The 17,066-nt window shown below is 43.0% G+C and carries 13 protein-coding genes and 1 pseudogene; 3 read left to right on the top strand and 11 right to left on the bottom strand.

Features of this window, described 5'->3' with window-relative positions; all coding sequences use genetic code 11:
* Positions 1-35: 35 nt before the first annotated feature.
* The 6 genes and pseudogenes from B4Q04_RS00070 to B4Q04_RS00050 form a co-directional block, all read right to left on the bottom strand.
* Complete coding sequence (locus B4Q04_RS00070) at positions 36-590, bottom strand: hypothetical protein (protein ID WP_123772308.1); 555 nt, start codon at positions 588-590, stop codon at positions 36-38.
* A 368-nt stretch (positions 591-958) separates the two neighbouring features.
* Positions 959-1,981 carry a hypothetical protein gene (locus tag B4Q04_RS00065; RefSeq protein WP_088695634.1) on the bottom strand — a complete coding sequence of 341 codons (1,023 nt, stop codon included), beginning with the start codon at positions 1,979-1,981 and terminating at the stop codon, positions 959-961.
* Positions 1,982-2,062: 81 nt separating this feature from the next.
* On the bottom strand, positions 2,063-3,118 hold the full coding sequence (locus tag B4Q04_RS00060) for a YncE family protein (protein WP_123772307.1): 1,056 nt from the start codon (positions 3,116-3,118) through the stop codon (positions 2,063-2,065).
* 721 nt (positions 3,119-3,839) lie between these two features.
* Positions 3,840-4,559 (bottom strand): collagen-like protein, encoded by a 720-nt coding sequence (locus tag B4Q04_RS23040; protein WP_262508217.1) that lies wholly within the window; start codon positions 4,557-4,559, stop codon positions 3,840-3,842.
* A gap of 206 nt (positions 4,560-4,765) precedes the next feature.
* Positions 4,766-4,828 (bottom strand): annotated as a pseudogene (locus B4Q04_RS23140) (hypothetical protein); the annotation flags it as partial.
* 180 nt (positions 4,829-5,008) lie between these two features.
* Complete coding sequence (locus B4Q04_RS00050) at positions 5,009-5,356, bottom strand: hypothetical protein (RefSeq protein WP_123772306.1); 348 nt, start codon at positions 5,354-5,356, stop codon at positions 5,009-5,011.
* Positions 5,357-5,824: 468 nt separating this feature from the next.
* On the opposite strand from B4Q04_RS00050, the gene B4Q04_RS00045 reads away from it, so the two are divergent.
* Positions 5,825-6,394, top strand: coding sequence for an RNA polymerase sigma factor (locus tag B4Q04_RS00045; RefSeq protein ID WP_013992307.1), 570 nt, complete (start codon positions 5,825-5,827; stop codon positions 6,392-6,394).
* A gap of 2 nt (positions 6,395-6,396) precedes the next feature.
* On the top strand, positions 6,397-7,134 hold the full coding sequence (locus B4Q04_RS00040; protein ID WP_088695631.1) for a tetratricopeptide repeat protein: 738 nt from the start codon (positions 6,397-6,399) through the stop codon (positions 7,132-7,134).
* 2 nt (positions 7,135-7,136) lie between these two features.
* Here B4Q04_RS00040 and B4Q04_RS00035 read toward each other — a convergent pair whose 3' ends face one another.
* The 5 genes from B4Q04_RS00035 to B4Q04_RS00015 all read right to left on the bottom strand — a co-directional run bounded on the left by B4Q04_RS00035 (position 7,137) and on the right by B4Q04_RS00015 (position 14,369).
* The gene (locus B4Q04_RS00035; RefSeq protein WP_123772305.1) at positions 7,137-9,956 is read right to left on the bottom strand and encodes a CHAT domain-containing protein; all 2,820 of its coding nucleotides are present in this window, start codon (positions 9,954-9,956) and stop codon (positions 7,137-7,139) included.
* A gap of 125 nt (positions 9,957-10,081) precedes the next feature.
* Positions 10,082-11,446 carry a S8 family serine peptidase gene (locus B4Q04_RS00030; RefSeq protein WP_088695629.1) on the bottom strand — a complete coding sequence of 455 codons (1,365 nt, stop codon included), beginning with the start codon at positions 11,444-11,446 and terminating at the stop codon, positions 10,082-10,084.
* Between the two features lie 34 nt (positions 11,447-11,480).
* The gene (locus B4Q04_RS00025; RefSeq protein ID WP_013992303.1) at positions 11,481-12,179 is read right to left on the bottom strand and encodes a hypothetical protein; all 699 of its coding nucleotides are present in this window, start codon (positions 12,177-12,179) and stop codon (positions 11,481-11,483) included.
* A gap of 12 nt (positions 12,180-12,191) precedes the next feature.
* The gene (locus tag B4Q04_RS00020) at positions 12,192-13,535 is read right to left on the bottom strand and encodes an OmpA family protein (protein ID WP_088695628.1); all 1,344 of its coding nucleotides are present in this window, start codon (positions 13,533-13,535) and stop codon (positions 12,192-12,194) included.
* A gap of 228 nt (positions 13,536-13,763) precedes the next feature.
* Positions 13,764-14,369 (bottom strand): ribonuclease HII, encoded by a 606-nt coding sequence (locus B4Q04_RS00015; RefSeq protein ID WP_088696355.1) that lies wholly within the window; start codon positions 14,367-14,369, stop codon positions 13,764-13,766.
* A gap of 249 nt (positions 14,370-14,618) precedes the next feature.
* Between B4Q04_RS00015 and B4Q04_RS00010 the strand changes: the two genes are divergently transcribed.
* Entirely contained in the window at positions 14,619-16,619 is a 2,001-nt protein-coding gene (locus B4Q04_RS00010) for a putative porin (RefSeq protein ID WP_088695627.1), read from the top strand.
* Positions 16,620-17,066 lie beyond the last annotated feature (447 nt).

The raw sequence follows: 17,066 nt of genomic DNA, 5'->3' as shown, positions 1-17,066 counted from the left end.
AAAGAAATACAGGGGATAGGGTGCGCCGAATCTATTTAGAAAAACACGATTTCCGTTTCGTGGTCGTCAATAAAGATATTTAGTGCAGCACTGGAACTGTTCGAACTTCCAGAGTCACCGCCATAGTCTAATAGGTAGAGGGAGATTTCCAAGGAAACATTGTCGCCCTTGGTGGTGAACGAACCGTCTAACACTGTTCCGGTAAGGGGAGAAGAGCGATCGCCGTTCCAAGAAATCAAATCTGTCAGGAATGTTAGGGTGGTCACTTGCCAAGGTCCGTATAGGTTGGCGTTCATATCAATGTAATCAGGGGTAAAATACATTTCCAAACGTTTTAACCCGCCTTGGTCGGCTCCGGTCAATATAAAATCATAGGTGGTCTCTCTTTTAAGATTCAATTGAAAGCTGTCGAAATCGGTGTCTTGGTCAAAGGTTTCGCTAAATCCGTCTCCCGTAATTTGAATACTAAAGTTTGGTGGGTCGCTGTCTTCCAAAGGTATTTCGGTTTCGCAGCTTCCCATAAGAAAAGGTAAGAAAGCTATAGTGGCAAATTTTCTTAAAGTTGAATTGAGGTGTTTTGTCGTGTACATAATTGAAGCTTTTAAGTTGTTAATGGGCAAGCGTTGCGAAGTATAGGGTCGAGTCGGAATTTAGGCCACAAGTGTGATCAGGATCGATATCGTTACCATAAAGGCAAGGATGAGTATCCTTTTAAGGAATTCTAATTTTTCATAAGTGTCCATGTTCTTTCATTATAGGGTTCTCTATTCTATGTAAGGAAAGCACATAGGTTAACATCGGAATAAAAAAAACCGAGTCTAACTCGGTTTTTTGTTTATATGAAAGTATTTCTTTCGGATTTCGGTCCTTCGTTTACAAAACCACTTTGAAATTGATTGCCTCTTCCAAGAATTAATAAAGAGGCTTATCGATATGGAAGTGTCTTTATAGAGACTAATTAAATGGCTTTGAGCGTAACGATTTCACCAATGGGTTCGCGGTTGTCGTAACCGCCAAAGATCCAAATGGCCCCATTGTAGGTAAGCGTGCCGAAATTGCTCAGCGGAGTAGGTGATGGGCCTAAATCGGTATATTGGGTCCATTCTTCCATATCTTCCGAATAATAGAGGTCGGCATAAGGCCCTGTAAGAATACCTGTTCCGCCAAGTACCCAGACCTTATTGTCGTATACCGTGACTCCGTGGCCGAACCTTCCGGAAAACACATCGCCGGACAGGGTGAGGTTGGTCCAGGTAGCACCGTCATCGCTGCTCCATATATCATTATAGGCGTGACCTGCGGTTTGCCCCCCTATAACATACATTTTATCATTAAAGACTACGGTCTGATGCGATTCCCTTTTCGGAAAAGGGGAAGAGGCCTCTAAGTTCCATGAAATGCCATCGGCGGTCGACCAGACCACCATTTCATCAGAAGACGATGTGCCTATAATGAACATCTTGTCGTGAAAGACGGTTAAACTAGGGTAGAACATATGCCCGAATGGGGCGTGTTCCAATTCTTGTGTCCATGCTTCCCCATCGGTTGAAGACCATATATCGTCGTATTCCACCCAAGGAGAAGCATCTGTATTTATGCCACTTATGACCCAAATCTTGTCCTTAAAAACCGCGGTCGCATGTCCCCTTCTCGCTCCAAAGTGGTTTGAAGTTACACTACGCCAATTGATACCATTATCGCTGCTCCAGATATCACTGTTGCAATTTGGTAAGCTATAGCTGTTATATCCGGCCACAGACCATATTTTACCTTGAAATTCTACTATTCCATTGTCGTAAAAACTGCCCATTTGGTCTTCATGGGTCACGGTCGTGATTTCAAGCCTCAGACTGTCGTCTTCGGGAAGTCCTTTCGTCGGTCCTTCTTCAAGGTCCTTGGCTTCGCCGACCAAGTCTTTATCACAAGAAGAAAGGAAGCTTAGAAAGAGGGTACATACCGTTATATATTTTATAATTTTCATGATTTTTGCTTTTCGGGTTTATTATATTTTTTTAATAGACGACAGTATGGGCTATAAAAGTTAGATGCGCGGTTCAATTCTTTAGATGCTTAGGTCTAACTGAACGAGTTTGCCTTCACTGTTCTTTTCCGCATATACCCAAAAGTAACTGCCATCATAAGCTATGCCCGTTATTGAATAGTCGGGTAGGGTATACGACTCTATAACCTCAAAGCCATCGGAAACATTACACTTATAGAGTTGACCACTGGCACAGATATAAAGATAGCCGGCTTGATAATCTAGGCCGTTTGGACTTTTTTCTTCAAGGTCGATGGTTTGTAAAATGGTTTTCGAATCATAGTCATAGAGGTAAATCGAATCTTCATTGTTACTGGAAGCCCATATGGTCTGGTGATCTATAGATGCCAAGCCGTGTATCCAACTTCCTAATGGGAGGGACTCATCCTCATGTGTGTTATCCGCTAAATCGTACATATGAAATTTGTTGTTCCCGTTGTCACTTTGAAAAATGTATTTTTCCTCGTCATCATAGTTCTCGATTTCGACGGCAAATGCGCTTCTAGTGGTAGCAATGGTACCTTCTAGGGCAAATGTTTCAGGGTTTACGAGTCCGATAGCTTCGGCCTCGTATCCGTTTCCTATAACGAGTTGGCTGCCGTTCCATGCGATATCGATGCTTTCGGTCCAAGGGGCATCGCCTTCGTTAATGATTTTTAGCTTTTTGATCCAGTTGTCGGGGTCTAGGGCAGTTGTTTCCTTTGTTAAGGAAATGCTACCATCGGGGAAATTGAGAACAAGGTCATCACTACTGACGGTATAATTGGCCAATAAAGAGGCGTATCCAAAATTTATGGTCAGTTGAAGTTCTTCTTCGTTATTGGTATAGTTGGCATTTTGGGCACCCTTGAAACCAAGGTTGTCTTCGTAAAGAATGTGTAAGGTATTATCTTCATTGATTATGAAATATTTTGAATCGTCAAAGTAGTTATTGGTTACGACCTTCCAAGTACCTTCAATCGTTGGGGTTTCTTGAACCGGTGGATTCCCGCCATTATCATCGTCACCTTTGCTGCAATTGATAAACAATAATGATGTTAAGGCTAAAACTGCTGTATAAACTTTAGTAATTTTCATAATGTTTGTTATTTATTTGTTTGTCATTTTATGAAACACGTATGCCAAGGTTAACATTCGGGCATAAAAAAAACACGGTTTGTGCCGTGGTTTTTTGTTATTTGACCTTTAGTATTTCAACCTATATAATCTATCAACTCATAATAATCCAACTTAGAAAAATATACGCTGTTGTTTTTTTTGGCCATGTTAGAAGGTCTAATTCCATGTCCAAATTCAGTATCCGAAGGAAACGAATTAAACTCAACAATAGGGCTTATACGATATTGTATATTTAAGTTTTCGTTACTAAAAAATAGGTGAATGCTTATTCAGAACTTTCCGTTTCGATAGTTATGGGGGGTAAAGAGGCGTGGCCTTATGGCCAAATACGTTCGTGAAAACCATTTAGTTTCATATAAACCAATACGACACTACTTTCTATGATTGACGGGGCAATTTCCGATAGAGGGATATTCATTTCTGCAATGGGGCCAAAATAATCTCTTATTGCTTCAATACAGTTAGATATAATTACATTCGCATTACCTTCCTCGCCATCTTGCCCAGGTTCTCCTTGAAGCCCTTGCTCACCTTGGATACCTTGTAATCCTTCTGGGCCAATAGGGCCGATATCGCCTTATTTTGAGCATGAGGCCAAACCAAGGGTCAAGGCCATGACCGTTATCGTAAAAAATTTCATTCGTGCTTTTATAATTTCTAATTTTTAAAGTTGATTAGATTAATCAATACCATAATATCGCGCCACTTCATCATAATTACTAATGTTAACTCCCGCCGACTTTAGTTCTGCCCGAACGTTTTGTTCAGCAGTTTTTCCAGTTGTGCTTTCTGTCGATTTGATGATGACGACCCGTAGGGTTTTTAAGTCCCCGGCACGAATATCGGAATCCATAAGACTGGTCAGCTCCCCTGGTTTTTTTAGCGATAATGTAATTTCACCTACCCAAAGTGATGCCGAAATGTCCGCGGCAAGGCTTCGCCCTCCGCCAAGACCGACATTTATCGTGGCAGGTAGTTGATATGTCAACAAAAGCGGTCTTGAAAATTGTAAATAGGTCAGAATAACGTCATTTTCCATTACCTCGGTGGTCAATTGCGGCATTTCGATGGTATGGTGCGATGAGGCTACACTTGTAAGGCTAAATTTAAACGATCGAACATTGGCATTTCCATCTTCCCCATCGGCTCCATTTGCTCCTGCGGCTCCGATTTCTCCTTGTGGCCCCTGTTCGCCTTGAGGACCTCTCTCTCCTTTTTCTCCTTGTGGCCCTTGTTCGCCCTGTGGCCCTTGTTCCCCGGTATCGCCCTTTTCGCCGTCTCGTCCGTTTTCGCCCGCCGTGCCTGCGACGCCCTGCTCTCCATGAACGGTTTCTGTGAGTACCGCGTCTTCAAGGTTGTCTTTTTGGCACGAGGTCAAGGCTGCAATGGTAAGTGCCATAATGAAGCAAATTAAAAATTTTACTGAAGTTTTACTCACGTGTTCGCTATTGCAATTAAAGTGTTCGTGATTTTTCTTTGAAAAGTTCATAATTATAAAGTTTTAAGGAATATCGATTGTTTTTCATTTTATGAACGTGACGCAAAAAGGTTAACATTGGGGCATAAAAAAAACTCAGGGTTTAACTGAGGTTTTTTGTTGCGGATTTAATTAAAAGCCCAGACGTCATTTTTTCTGTTTCCATCTAGCCCCCCAATGACCCATAATTTATTTGTTCAAAACAGCTGTGGTATGAATTAATCTTCCCGAGAAAGGGGCAACAGCCGTAACGGGGGTATGGTTAAAATTAAGGCCTCTAGTGCTAAACTGGTTTATGCTACTACCTACCTCTGCGTTGTTGGGATCTTTGGCCACTACTTTCCAGTAATAGGTTCATAGGTATGCAAACCTTATGTAAGCTCATAAGAAGTGTCGGTAAGGTCTGCCGCGTACAGTTGGGTTGGGTCTTCTTCTCTACCTAAATATAAGTTGTAGGTAATGGTATCGCCATCTGGATCGGTAGCTTCTTCCCAGCTAAAGGTAGGGTAGACATCCACGTCTGTGACGCCATCGATTACCCCGATCAAATTAAAGCTGTCCGGAGGGTTGTTGGCCGGTTCTTCTTCTATTTCTTCTTTAATTGTTTCTTCCTTGGCCACGGGCTCGGGTGCGCTGGGTCCGTCATCTTTGGAGCAGGAAGTATTCAACAGGAACATACCTAACAGTAAGACAATAAAAAATGTTGTTGGTGTTTTCATGATATTTTCTTTTGTGGTGATACTTTTAGTTTTCCTTTAATGGTAGCGGAAGGTGAAGGTTAAGATAAGGGGGGAAAACCACGGGGTTGGCCTCGGCTTGCTCGTTTGGGACAGGCGTGATACGATTTCCCTCGACCTATGCATGACAGGGAAATTAGGTCAGGAAATCATTTTGGGCCTATAGTTGATAGTATATTCAGAGGGTTACTATCAAAGCGACCATCAAAATTCTTTTTGTTATCTCCAATTTCCTATAAGTTTCCATGGTTAAAAATTTTGTGTTCTTGTTTTAGGGGGGCAAAGGTTAATACCAAGCATAATCCGGAAGTTTTTTAGTAAACGTTTGTAGTTTAAATACTACAATCGGCCAATTATTGAGGGATATGCCGGCAATAATCAAAAAGCGCATACAAAAAACGTTAAATTAGCGGCCGTTGATGTTAACCTTTTCAATTCCTGTTTATTAAAGTGCAAGAGACAGATAAAAATATTACACTGGAAGAGCTTCAAGCAGGTTCTGAAGAAACACTCCGGAAGGTCTATGAAGATAACCGGTCTAAGTTTTTGAATTTTGCGAGGCGCTATAAGCTTACGGAAGAAGAGAACATCGATATCTATCAAGATGCCTATATCGTTTTTTATGAAAACATAATGAACGGGAAATTAGAAAGCTTGACCAGCAGTGTTTCTACCTATCTATTCTCTATTGGCAAGTATTTAATTTTTGATAGGATGAGGAAGAACAAAAAAACAGTCTCAGGAAGCTACGACCTCACTCGGGTAGGCGACACTGATGAACAGATAAGTACGCTTGACCTGGAGCGGTCCGACCTGACAAGGGAACAGAAACTACTCCAGAAGCATTTTAAAGACCTCGGGGCTAAATGCCAAGAATTACTGACCTTCTTTTATTATCGTGGTTACACCATTCAAGAAATAATGAAAGCGGGGAATTACAATAGTGAAAATGTGGTCAAGGCGGCCAAATCGAGGTGTATGAAAACATTAAAGGAACGCATCCAAGAAAATACCTACTAGTCATGGATAAGGAGCAATTACTCTACGATTACTTTTCAAACCGGCTAACGCCCGAGCAAGAAAGACTATTCGCCCAACTTTTGGAGACCGATGGTGAATTCAAGCAGCAATTCGATTTTGAAAATAACCTCAAGAGGGTTATTCGTGAAAAGGAGGCCAAACAACTTAAGGCCAAACTTATAGGCTTTGAAGAAGGTATTCAAAAAGAAGAAACGGCAAGAGCACCGTTTACCGTTTATCGAAAATGGGCCATGGCGGCCTCGATAGCTTTATTGGTCGGCTTGGGCTGGTTGGGCTACAACAATTTTTCAGGATCGGGTTATATGGATATGTATGAGGAGCACTTTCAAGAGTATCCGAATACGGTATATGCCATTACCCGTGGAGAGGAAGCCGATACTTCGTTGGAGCGACAAGCCTTTGTGGCCTATGAGACCAACGATAATGTTCAGGCGATAGCCCTTTTTACCCAGTTGAAAGAAACAAAGAACACCGAAGCGGTCAATTTCTACTTGGCACAATCCTATCTTAAAAATGGGCAGGCCGAGAAGGCTATTGCCCTTTTTGATGAAACAATAAACGAAAAGGGAGAGTTTAGGCCACAGGCCCTTTGGTATGTGGCACTGGCCTATTTGAAGATAAATGAAAAGGAAAATGCCATCCGTATGTTGAACGATTTGGTAGCCGATGGCCGATATAAAAAAGAGGAAGCCTCTAAACTTTTAAAGGACTTGGAATAAATTCAGGAAAGGTGTTCCCTTCTTTTGACAAGAAGATAAAGCACTAAGGCCAATAGAGTCCCTAGAACTATATATAAGATATAAGACCATTGGTTATGGGCAGGCCTGATTGGTATGTTGTCCCCGATAATGATCAAAGCGCTCCAATAGGCCGGAGAAATACTGCTGCCCCGATACTTGTTGATATAATCGATTTTGGCCTTCCGTAGGGCGGCCGATTTGGTGAGTCCCTCATCAAGACCTTGGTAAAAAGCTACCATAAGTTCCTTACTGCTCTTGTCATTGGTAGACCATAGGGAAGATACCACGCTTTTCGCCCCGGAATGAAAGAAGCCTCGGGCCAAACTCATGGCCCCTTCGCCTTTTTTAAGTTCGCCTATCGAAGTATTACAGGCACTTAACACAACGATGTCAGCTTGATTTTTGGTAGCATACACCTCGTTCAGAAACATTTTTTCGTCACTGAAGGCGATCCAAGGGTCGTTCTCCTCGCCAATATCGGCATGGGTAGAAAGATGTATAATGTTATAGTCGTTTACCTGTTCTAAGAACCTTGCTTTTGTAGCTTCTTGGTTCATCAGCCTTTTTCCGGGAAAGATTCTTTCCGCTTCTTCCACTTCAGATTTACTAAACACAAGTTCTGGAAGTTCCAGAGTGTTAAATGTTATAGGGGCTATGGCCAAAAAATCGTTTTTGGCCTTACTGGAGACCTGTTTTTTTGCATTTAGGTACGACATCGAGTAGGCGTACCGGATCTCGGTGTTCTCTATTAGGTAAGTGAGATTCTCGAGGTCGGTCACAAAGGCTTCAAAAGGAATCTGTTGTAGGATGTAATCGGTAATGAGGGTCAGTTTTTTTCCTTTAATTGTCTCGTGTACGGTTTCGGGTACCAATTGGTTAAAAATTTGGTGAGATAAGGTATTGAAACGCGTCAGCTCGTCTCGGCTGGTGGTCAGGTCGGTCAATTGGCCGTAGAGCACTATCAGTTGATCATTTAATTTTTTTACGTCGTCAAGTTTAAAGAAAGTACTTTGTTCGCTTGATGTCAGCAGACCGTATCCTTGTTCTTCGTTAAGGATATATTGGAGTACGGCTTCATCGTCCGAAATGTAATCGGATATAAAATCGGTATGGGAGAGCAAACGGACTTGTTTTTTGATGTTGGCATAGTCGGGAAAGGCCGCAGCCAGTGAATCTGAGAAAGCGTTATAGATCCGCTTGCTTTCATAGACCCGTTGCCTGACCGAATCGAGGGAGCTTTCGGAAGTAGGTTCAAGATTCCTCAATTCGTTTTCGGATAAATAAATATTTTGTTTGAGCCTGAACTCGCGTTCTATTGTTTTTTGGGGCAATTGTGCCAATTCCTTTGCCTGTTCCACGGACACATCCTCCAAAAGCAATAAGGCCTTGTTGCGTTCCATATAATAATAGGCTTCTTTGGGCTTGTCGAGCAAGTAACATGCCTGTACGGCCTTCGCGTACAACGAAGCCCCTTTTTCGCGCCAAAAGAGCTTTGATTGGTATTCCGTACTTTCCGATCGTATGATATCGACCAGTTGATCCGCCAGTGCAAAGGTTTTTAAAGCATGGTCGAGGTGGTCTTTGTTTTTGTCGTATTCGTAAAACTTTAACCAGCCGTTGGCCTTGGCGATTACATGGCCAAGCAAAACAATTTTTTCGCTTGCAAGTTCAAGGTCCTCAACGGACGGAAGCTCATCGAAACGTATTCCCTTTCTGCCGTCGGTTGACAGTACAATGGCTTTTTGGTAATGGTACAGGGCTTTTTCGTAATTATTTTGGTCAAGGTAAAAATCGCCTAGGTTTTCGTAAGGAAGGGAAAAATCTTCAACCAAGGAATTTGCCTTTTTTAAATGGATGAGGGCCTGGTCGTAGTTTTTTAATTTCAAATGGGAGTAGCCGATGCTGCTGTGTATGTTCGCTATATCCCTAGGCCCCAGGTCCATGGAGTCTTTTAGTACTTGCTTGTGTTTGGCGATGGCCTGTTCGTAGCTGCCGTTTTCGATAAGTCGGTTGCCCTCCAAATGGTCGATACGCCTTCGGTATTGTTTGTCGGCTTCCTTGTAACGACCGATGAGGGAGTCTGCTTTTTTAAGGTTCAAACGTATCTCGTTTGAAAATTCCTTCAGGTCCATTTCGGCGTAGGTCTCCGCCACTAAGATTTGGGCGTCGATATCGATGATGTATGGCGATGTGCTTGGGGAGGTTGGCACCCCGGCATGCAATAAGGTGACCTCTGAAAATTGATTTAGGGCCTTGTAAAAATCGCCTGTGGTCAAATAATTGTAGCCTAGTTCAAGTCGGGCCTTTTGTATCCATTCCACGTCACTTCCCTTGTTCGAAATATGCAAGAAAGTATTTCGGGCCTTATAAATTTCCCCTTTAAGACTGTAAAATACACCGAGGTTGAAACGGGTGTTGTCCAAGGATCCCTTTTCCAGGTCTTTTAACCCTGACTTGATTTCCAAAGCCTTTTGGGTGTAATAAATGGCCTTTTCGATATCGCTTTCCTCCCCTGTGTCCCACCACTGTTCGTGATACCATTTATTGCCCACATCGTGGTAGCAATCGGCCAATTCCCTTGGGGACATATCTTTTGTGTGGGAGGCAAAGAAAGCGTCGATTTTTTGTTCGATCACTTCCTTCTGCGCATCCGTATGGATAATCTCGGTCAAGATTTCTTGTTGTGCCATGCACAAATGGCCCAAAAGAAAAAAAAGGATACAGTTGAATCGCAGGTGCACCATAGAGGGTATTCGGGTTAAGGGCATATCGATCAGCGGGTTTGGGAATTTGTTGGTCAAATACGGGGTCTTAAATATAGCAAGAAATTTGATGGTATATCGCAGTTTCTTAAAGTGCCTGCGGCCGTAAAAAAAAACCGCCCATGGATGGCCATGGGCGGTTTCCCCTCTAGGGTGGTTTCCCCTTATTCTTCTCGGATAAGGGCCCTTCCATCGACTATTTTGCCGTCGAGCTGGGGCGCGTGTTCCGTCAAGTTGAAGATATGGGTTTTCAGATCTTCGATAGAAAGATTGCCTAGGCTGTCGATTAGGGTGCCGGCCTTTCCCGACAAGGCGCCCGCGGCATACGAAGTGCCATGTAAGGTTACCCTTTGTTTTCGGAGTGAATCGCTGGTATCGTAGATGATCTCATAGTTGTTGAAGGCCAATGCGATATCGACGCTTCCGTCGCTTCCATAATTTGAGAGGCGGTGAAGTGTGATGGGCCGTGCAGCAGGATTGATCGTATCGTACTCGTAACCGCCAACCGAGATTATGTTGGGAGACCGAAAAGAGGACAGGAAATCCCCTTCGACGCCGGTATCGTTGTCTTCACCTTTGTTTCCGGCCGAGGTAATGACCAATGTGCCTTGATCATTAAGGGCTTCCAGCATCTCGGTAAAGATGTTTTCGGTTTCCCCGGCTTCCGGCTCGTCAAAAAATTCACGTGGCAGCCCGCCGCCAAAACTGGCATTTACGATATCGATTACCTTACGAAAATGGTTGATGTCCTTTACATAGGCCAAGGAGCAAAGCACGTCCCAATACGATCCCCTTCCACTTGCGTCGAAAACCTTTAAAGGTAGAATTTGATAGTCGACGCCTTTCTTGTCGAGTTCGTCGGTCATGATTTTGGTTACGTAGGTGCCATGCCCGTTATCATCTACAAAGTTGGGGTCTCCTTCACCTGTAAAATTCCAACCGGTACCCGTATCGTAGCAGTAGCTATAGTAGCCGCTGGGAAACAAAAATTTCTCCGGGCTTTCGGTGTTCAGGTATCTTTTAAAATCGAGTCCGGTATCGATGACCGCAATGTTAACTGAAAGACTGGAAGCAGGGCCGACTAGGCCTACTGTATCGGCTAATACATCCTGTCCGGGCTGGGGAAATGGTCCGACGGGTGTAAGTTGAATGTCGAAGGAGCGTTCGCCCCGTGTCCCGCTGCGTCTTGAAAGCCTCTGGACAACACCTTCAATTTCAAGTTCATCGATGCCGGGGTCAAAAACCCACAATTCAATATTGGTATCCCCGCAGTCGCATTTTTTATAATTGAGCAAGGGGAAGTCTTGCCTTACCGAGTCTTGTGAAACCCCTGGGTCGTATTTGACGATTACTTCATTGGGCGAAATAAAAATCTTGGGGTTTCCGCTATCCGCCCCTTCGTCTACCACTATGATGTTTTCGTTGTCAATTATATCGTCAGGATCGATTACAAGGCCTTCGGTGACATCTTCGTCACAAGAGCTTACAATAAACAGGAGTGACAGAAGAAGGAGTATTTTGGTTTTCATCGGTTATAAATTTAGTAAGCGTTTTTTGCTTGTATTATTTAGTAAATCGGGTAAGCTCGGTTCGGCTCATTAAGGTGCCATTCTTTTTGTACGCTTCTTGTCTTACCATGCCTATGCCTTCCGCCAGCCACAGCTTTGTTGAGGTTTCAATGGTCGCGCCCATGGTCTTGGTCATGTGGTTTTCCGTAATCAAATAACAGTCAAAAGTACCGGCAGGCGTAGTCACGTTTTCCCTTTTTTCTACTTTTCTATTCGTCTGGTCGACCGAAACGTTCATGTTTATGCCGCTCATACTCATGGCCACCGTAACATTGGCATCGGCCAATTGTTGGCCTACACTCAGGTCGTTGGGGAGTTCGATATCGGTTCCCGAGATGTCCATCTCCAACCCCATTTCCGTGTATTGCTGCATCATTTGCGAGGGGAAAAGTGATTTGTAGTCAATGGTGACCAGGCCGTTCTCACAGCTGAAGGAGTAATTTGATTCAAATAGGTCCTTTCCTTTTTTATCCTTGTACTTCATATCAAAAGTGGCTACGGAAGCAGCGCCTTCGGAGCGGACCTCGGTAATGGTGTAGTGCACTGAGCCCTCTACCTTTTCTTTTTTGTCATAATTTGTATATTCAAACGAACTCCCTTCTTCCAGAGGGTAAAATTTGCTACAGCTGTCTTGGGCAAAAGTGACGGTGGTCACTATAAGGCAGAATACGGTTGTTAATAAAGCGGTCTTCATAAGGTGTGTTATTTATAGTTTAATGAATTCTACACGTCGGTTCATAGATTTGCCGTCGGGGCTTGAGTTGTCTCCAACAGGTTCAGATTCTCCTTTGCCGTCGGTAGATAGTCTACTGGAAGATACATCATATATAGATACGAGTGCATTTTTTACGGCTTCGGCCCTTTGCTTTGAGAGTTGAAGGTTTTTCTTGTCATCTCCATCGGCGTCCGTATGGCCTACGATTTTGAGGTTGATGGAAGAGTCTTGTTGCAGTACCTGATATATCTGCCGTATAATGCCCATCGACTGGGGTTGTATCTCGGCCGAGCCGCTGTTGAACAGAATGCCGTTGGTCGATATTTTTCCGTCGGCCAATAGTTTCCTTCGTAAGTCAACACCTCCTTTGGCTACCTTCATATTACTTATTAGTATAGATTCTTTATTGGTATCCGTTCCGCGAAGCATAAATTTTATTCCCTGCATCTGTACATTCGAGGGGAGTAGCCGAGGTACGTCAATATATTTGTTCTCGTTTATCCAAAATCGAAAACGCTCTTTGTTGATGGCTACCGATATGTGGTGTTTGTTGTTCACAACCTGGCGTATATCGGCTTTTACGATGTTTCGAATGACCCTTTTTGAAGCGACCTTGTTTTCTACGGTTATCCCTGGGTCTATAAATTGGCAAAGGGAATATTCCACCATGCCCATGTTCGCTCCTTTTTTAAAGGTATTGTTGTCTTCTATAACAATGCCGAAGTACGCCTGTGACGAGGTTTTTTTGTCGAGTCCTAGTGCAATGACGTCAAATTCTAGGGTGAATTCGTCGGGTAACGGGCTTATATCGGGAATGTACGCAGTGGTGAAACCTGGCAGAAGTTTTAGCCATTTGCTGTTTTCACCTTCTACGGTAACCAGTTCTCCACTTCCGTTCGTATTCCATCGTGAGGGAAAATCGCCCACAAAGTCATTTGAAAAATCATCGAAAAAGAGGGGAGTGTCTCCGGGAACAAAATCGAACTTGCTATATATGGCCATGGTCGGCGAAGCGTTTTTCGGAACGGTGGAAGCGGAGTTTCCGTTAGTACCGCTGGTTTCGGTAGGCGCCTTATTGGTTGAGGTGTTGTCTTTTTTTGAACTGGACTTTTTCTTCGTCTTCTTTTTGCTTTCCCCTGGTTCAAAAATACTATCAAGGGCTTGATCGGTTTTTTCAGAGGTTTCTTTTTCTACACGTCTTTCAACGGTTCTTTCCGCGGCCCGCTCAGCGGCCTTCCCAAGTTTTCTTAGAATTTGCGCGCTACTTGTATGGCTTACAAAAAAAAGCCCCAGAAAAACCATTGCCAGTTTTGCCAGATGTGTTCGTTTTTTCATGTCAATCGGTATTTGATAATAGTATTATCCGTTAAGGCATGAATCATTTGCCTTTGTGTTTCTCTTTCATTTATGGGAAACACCTAAAAAGGTTAACACCAAAACTAAAGGAAATCACATTTTGACAATAGAAGCTTGTATTTCTGGGGCAGAAATAGTGTATAGATGGTAGCAAATAGTATATGAATGGTCAAAAATGTGTTATTCCTACATGTAAGAAAAACAGAACTAGAGCTTTAGCCCTAGCTCTAACTGGTCGGGAAGTAATCTGAAGCTTTTACGGTGGTATTTGGTAATGCCGTATTTGCGAATGGCCTCACGGTGTTCTTTTGTGGGGTAGCCCTTGTTCTTTTTCCAATTGTAAACCGGGTATTCTTTATGGAGTTCTTCCATATAGGCATCTCGGTAGGTTTTTGCCAAGACCGATGCAGCGGCAATGTTCAGGTATTTTCCATCCCCTTTTATAATACACTCATGGGGGATGTCTTGAAAAGGTTTGAACCTGTTGCCGTCGACCACTATGAACCTTGGAACGGTTTTTAATTGGGAAAGGGCCTTGTGCATGGCCAAAATCGAAGCGTTCAAAATATTGATATCGTCTATTTCATCGGGAAACACATGTGACACCGCATAGGCCGCGCAATCCGACTCAATAATAGGTCTAAGCAGATCGCGTTTTGTATGTGAGAGTTGCTTTGAGTCGGTCAAAATCTCGTTTTTGAACCCCTTTGGCAAGATTACGGCCGCTGCGGTTACGGGTCCGGCCAAGCATCCCCTTCCGGCTTCGTCGGTTCCCGCTTCCTTGATTGGGGTGTGGTGGTAAGGCTTTAACATGGTTTGCTTCTTGTTGTAGATCAACTTATTTTCGAAATATCGTCAAATACTTTGAAATGGCAAAAAGGGGGGCGGACATTTAATGGGGGCGTTTCCTAGTTGTGGAAAATCGGTCCAAGGGCATGGTGGTCTTATAAAGGGAAGGTGGCGATCGTTTTTGCGGGAAAGACCCGGCTATTATGGCATATTTAAATTTTCACATTTAATTACGAACTAAAAAAATTAACTTTACCGCTGTAATTAACTTCAATGAAATATTTTTTCCTCATTTTCTTAATTCAGTTGTCATGTGTACAGGTCTTCGCCCAAGAAGATTCCATCCCTCCCCGAAAAGAGGTAGATACTACGGCCATGCGCCGTATGCCGAGAAGGCTCGGGCCTAAGGAAAAAGAGAAAGAACCCGAACCCGAAGAGGTCACCATAAGGGATTATAAGATTATTTCTTATGCCAGGGACACCACGTTTTTAGATACCACGCTTACCATACAAAAGGAGTACAAGTACAATTATTTAAGAAAGGACGATTTTGAGTTGATGCCTTTTTCAAATGTCGGGAAGCCTTACAACAAACTAGGGGTCGATTTCAAGTCGAATAACCTATATCCTGAAATGGGGGCCATTGCGCTTCATAGTAACTATTTCGAAAAGGAAGATATAAAGTACTACAATGTGGCAACGCCCATGTCGGACTTGTTCTTTAAGACCACTTTTGAGCAAGGTCAATTGCTAGATGCCAGTTTGGCGTTCAATACGTCAAGACGGCTGAATTTTTCAATTGCCTATAAAGGTTTCCGGTCTTTGGGCAAGTACCAGTACAACCAATCGGAATCGGGTAATTTTAGGACGACGACCAATTATGTTACCGAAAATGGCCGATACAGCCTTCGGGCCCATATAGCGGCCCAAGATATAGAGAATATAGAAAACGGGGGGCTGGTAGATGAAGAAGGCCAGTTTGAATCGGGCGATTCGGAATTTAGCAACCGTGTCAAAATTGATGTCCGTTTTAGTGATGCCAATAGTAAGATACTGGGCAAACGCTACTATTTAGACCATCTATATAAACTGATTCGAAAGGAAAAGGATTTGAGTAGCCAAGAGAAGACCTCCTTGGGCATTGGCCATCAGTTCAATTATGAAACCAAGTATTACGCCTTTAACCAAACCTCGGCGAATGCGTACTACGGAAACAACTTTATCTCATCCATAGAAGACAGGGCCAGTTTAAAGACCATGTACAACCAGGTCAATGCCGAGTTTTACAATGCCACCCTTGGTAGGCTTCAAGGGAATGTATCACTATATAATTACAATTATTTTTTCAATAGCATTTTAATCGATGGCAACGGAGTTGAGATACCGAGCCGTTTAAAGGGTGAAGAGATTGCTATTGGGGCCGAGTATGAAAAACGTATCAAGGGTTTTCAGCTCAAGGCCATGGCAAAATACAATCTAACGGGTGACTTGGGCGGTAATCAAATGAATGCATCTGCATCGTATAAGCTTAACGACAAGCATAAGCTGGCGGTATCTGCATATGGCTCGTCGAAGATGCCCAACTTTAATTTCTTGCTCTATCAAAGCGATTACGAAAATTACAACTGGTCGAACCTCTCTAATTTTGAGAAGGAACAGGTCTACGGTCTGCGTTTTGATTTTGAATCCCAAATATGGGGCCATCTTTCCATGAGCTATGAAACGGTAGACAACTATACCTATTTTGGGCAAGACCCTTTGCAAGCCATAGAGGAGGGCATGGAGAATGCCACGATCCGTCCGTTACAGGAAAACAACGTACTCAACCATACCAAGATCAAATACGCCAAGGAATTCAAGTTAGGGGGCTTTGCCTTGAACAATACGGTCATGTACCAAAACGTATCGCAGGCCAATCAAGTGTTGAACGTTCCAGAGCTCGTTACAAGAAACACCCTGTATTTTTCCTCAGAGGTCTTTAAGAAGGCCATGTTTATGCAGACGGGGATTACCCTTAAGTATTTTTCGGAATATAACATGGACGCCTATAATTCGCTCCTAGGGGAGTTCTATCTTCAGAATGACCAGAAGTTGGGAAGCTTCCCTATGTTGGACTTCTTCATCAACGCCAAGATACAGCAGACCCGGATCTATTTAAAGGCGGAACACTTCAATACCTTGTTCAGTAGTGAACCGAATTATTACTCCGCACCCAACTACCCATATCGCGATTTTGTGATCCGTTTTGGTTTGGTTTGGAATTTCTTTTCATAAAAATGTAGTTTCTTAGGAGGGGTATTTATGGGGAAGGATTCCCATACTCCATCAAAATTCTATTTAAAGGAATAAAGATTTAGCCCGACTGTATATTTTTTTTACCCTATCGACATGCTTTTTTATGTAGGGTGGAGATAAATTTCCGGTTGGATAGACGAAATTGAGCTCTAGGTCGACCAAGGTTAAGAAAGGGTTAATAGTGAAAATTGCAGGCTTGGCCTGGGTAAGGTTTAAAAAAAGCAAAAATGATTCAGATGCTTTTGGCTTCATTATCAAGCAGGTGCAAAATGAGGGCAAAAAAAAATGAAATTTTTTCCAAAAAACTCTTTGAGAATTAAAAAAGGGTCTTACATTTGCAGCCCGCAAAACAGGTATGAAGATGTTTGTTAAGCGAGGGTAAACAAAGAGTAAACGTTCCTTTTGAAATATTGTTTTTTACGGCCG

The organism is Zobellia sp. OII3, assembly GCF_002211465.1.
GTDB lineage: Bacteria > Bacteroidota > Bacteroidia > Flavobacteriales > Flavobacteriaceae > Zobellia > Zobellia galactanivorans.
This window is presented reverse-complemented; position numbering and strand designations above follow the sequence as displayed.

What these genes read in the sequence shown, in the direction of transcription:
- B4Q04_RS00070 (WP_123772308.1), bottom strand. Translation starts at nt 590, where the DNA reads ATGTACACGACAAAACACCTCAATTCAACTTTAAGAAAATTTGCCACT.
- B4Q04_RS00065 (WP_088695634.1), bottom strand. Translation starts at nt 1,981, where the DNA reads ATGAAAATTATAAAATATATAACGGTATGTACCCTCTTTCTAAGCTTC.
- B4Q04_RS00060 (WP_123772307.1), bottom strand. Translation starts at nt 3,118, where the DNA reads ATGAAAATTACTAAAGTTTATACAGCAGTTTTAGCCTTAACATCATTA.
- B4Q04_RS23040 (WP_262508217.1), bottom strand. Translation starts at nt 4,559, where the DNA reads ATGGCACTTACCATTGCAGCCTTGACCTCGTGCCAAAAAGACAACCTT.
- B4Q04_RS00050 (WP_123772306.1), bottom strand. Translation starts at nt 5,356, where the DNA reads ATGAAAACACCAACAACATTTTTTATTGTCTTACTGTTAGGTATGTTC.
- B4Q04_RS00040 (WP_088695631.1), top strand. Translation starts at nt 6,397, where the DNA reads ATGGATAAGGAGCAATTACTCTACGATTACTTTTCAAACCGGCTAACG.
- B4Q04_RS00030 (WP_088695629.1), bottom strand. Translation starts at nt 11,446, where the DNA reads ATGAAAACCAAAATACTCCTTCTTCTGTCACTCCTGTTTATTGTAAGC.
- B4Q04_RS00025 (WP_013992303.1), bottom strand. Translation starts at nt 12,179, where the DNA reads ATGAAGACCGCTTTATTAACAACCGTATTCTGCCTTATAGTGACCACC.
- B4Q04_RS00020 (WP_088695628.1), bottom strand. Translation starts at nt 13,535, where the DNA reads ATGAAAAAACGAACACATCTGGCAAAACTGGCAATGGTTTTTCTGGGG.
- B4Q04_RS00015 (WP_088696355.1), bottom strand. Translation starts at nt 14,369, where the DNA reads ATGTTAAAGCCTTACCACCACACCCCAATCAAGGAAGCGGGAACCGAC.
- B4Q04_RS00010 (WP_088695627.1), top strand. Translation starts at nt 14,619, where the DNA reads ATGAAATATTTTTTCCTCATTTTCTTAATTCAGTTGTCATGTGTACAG.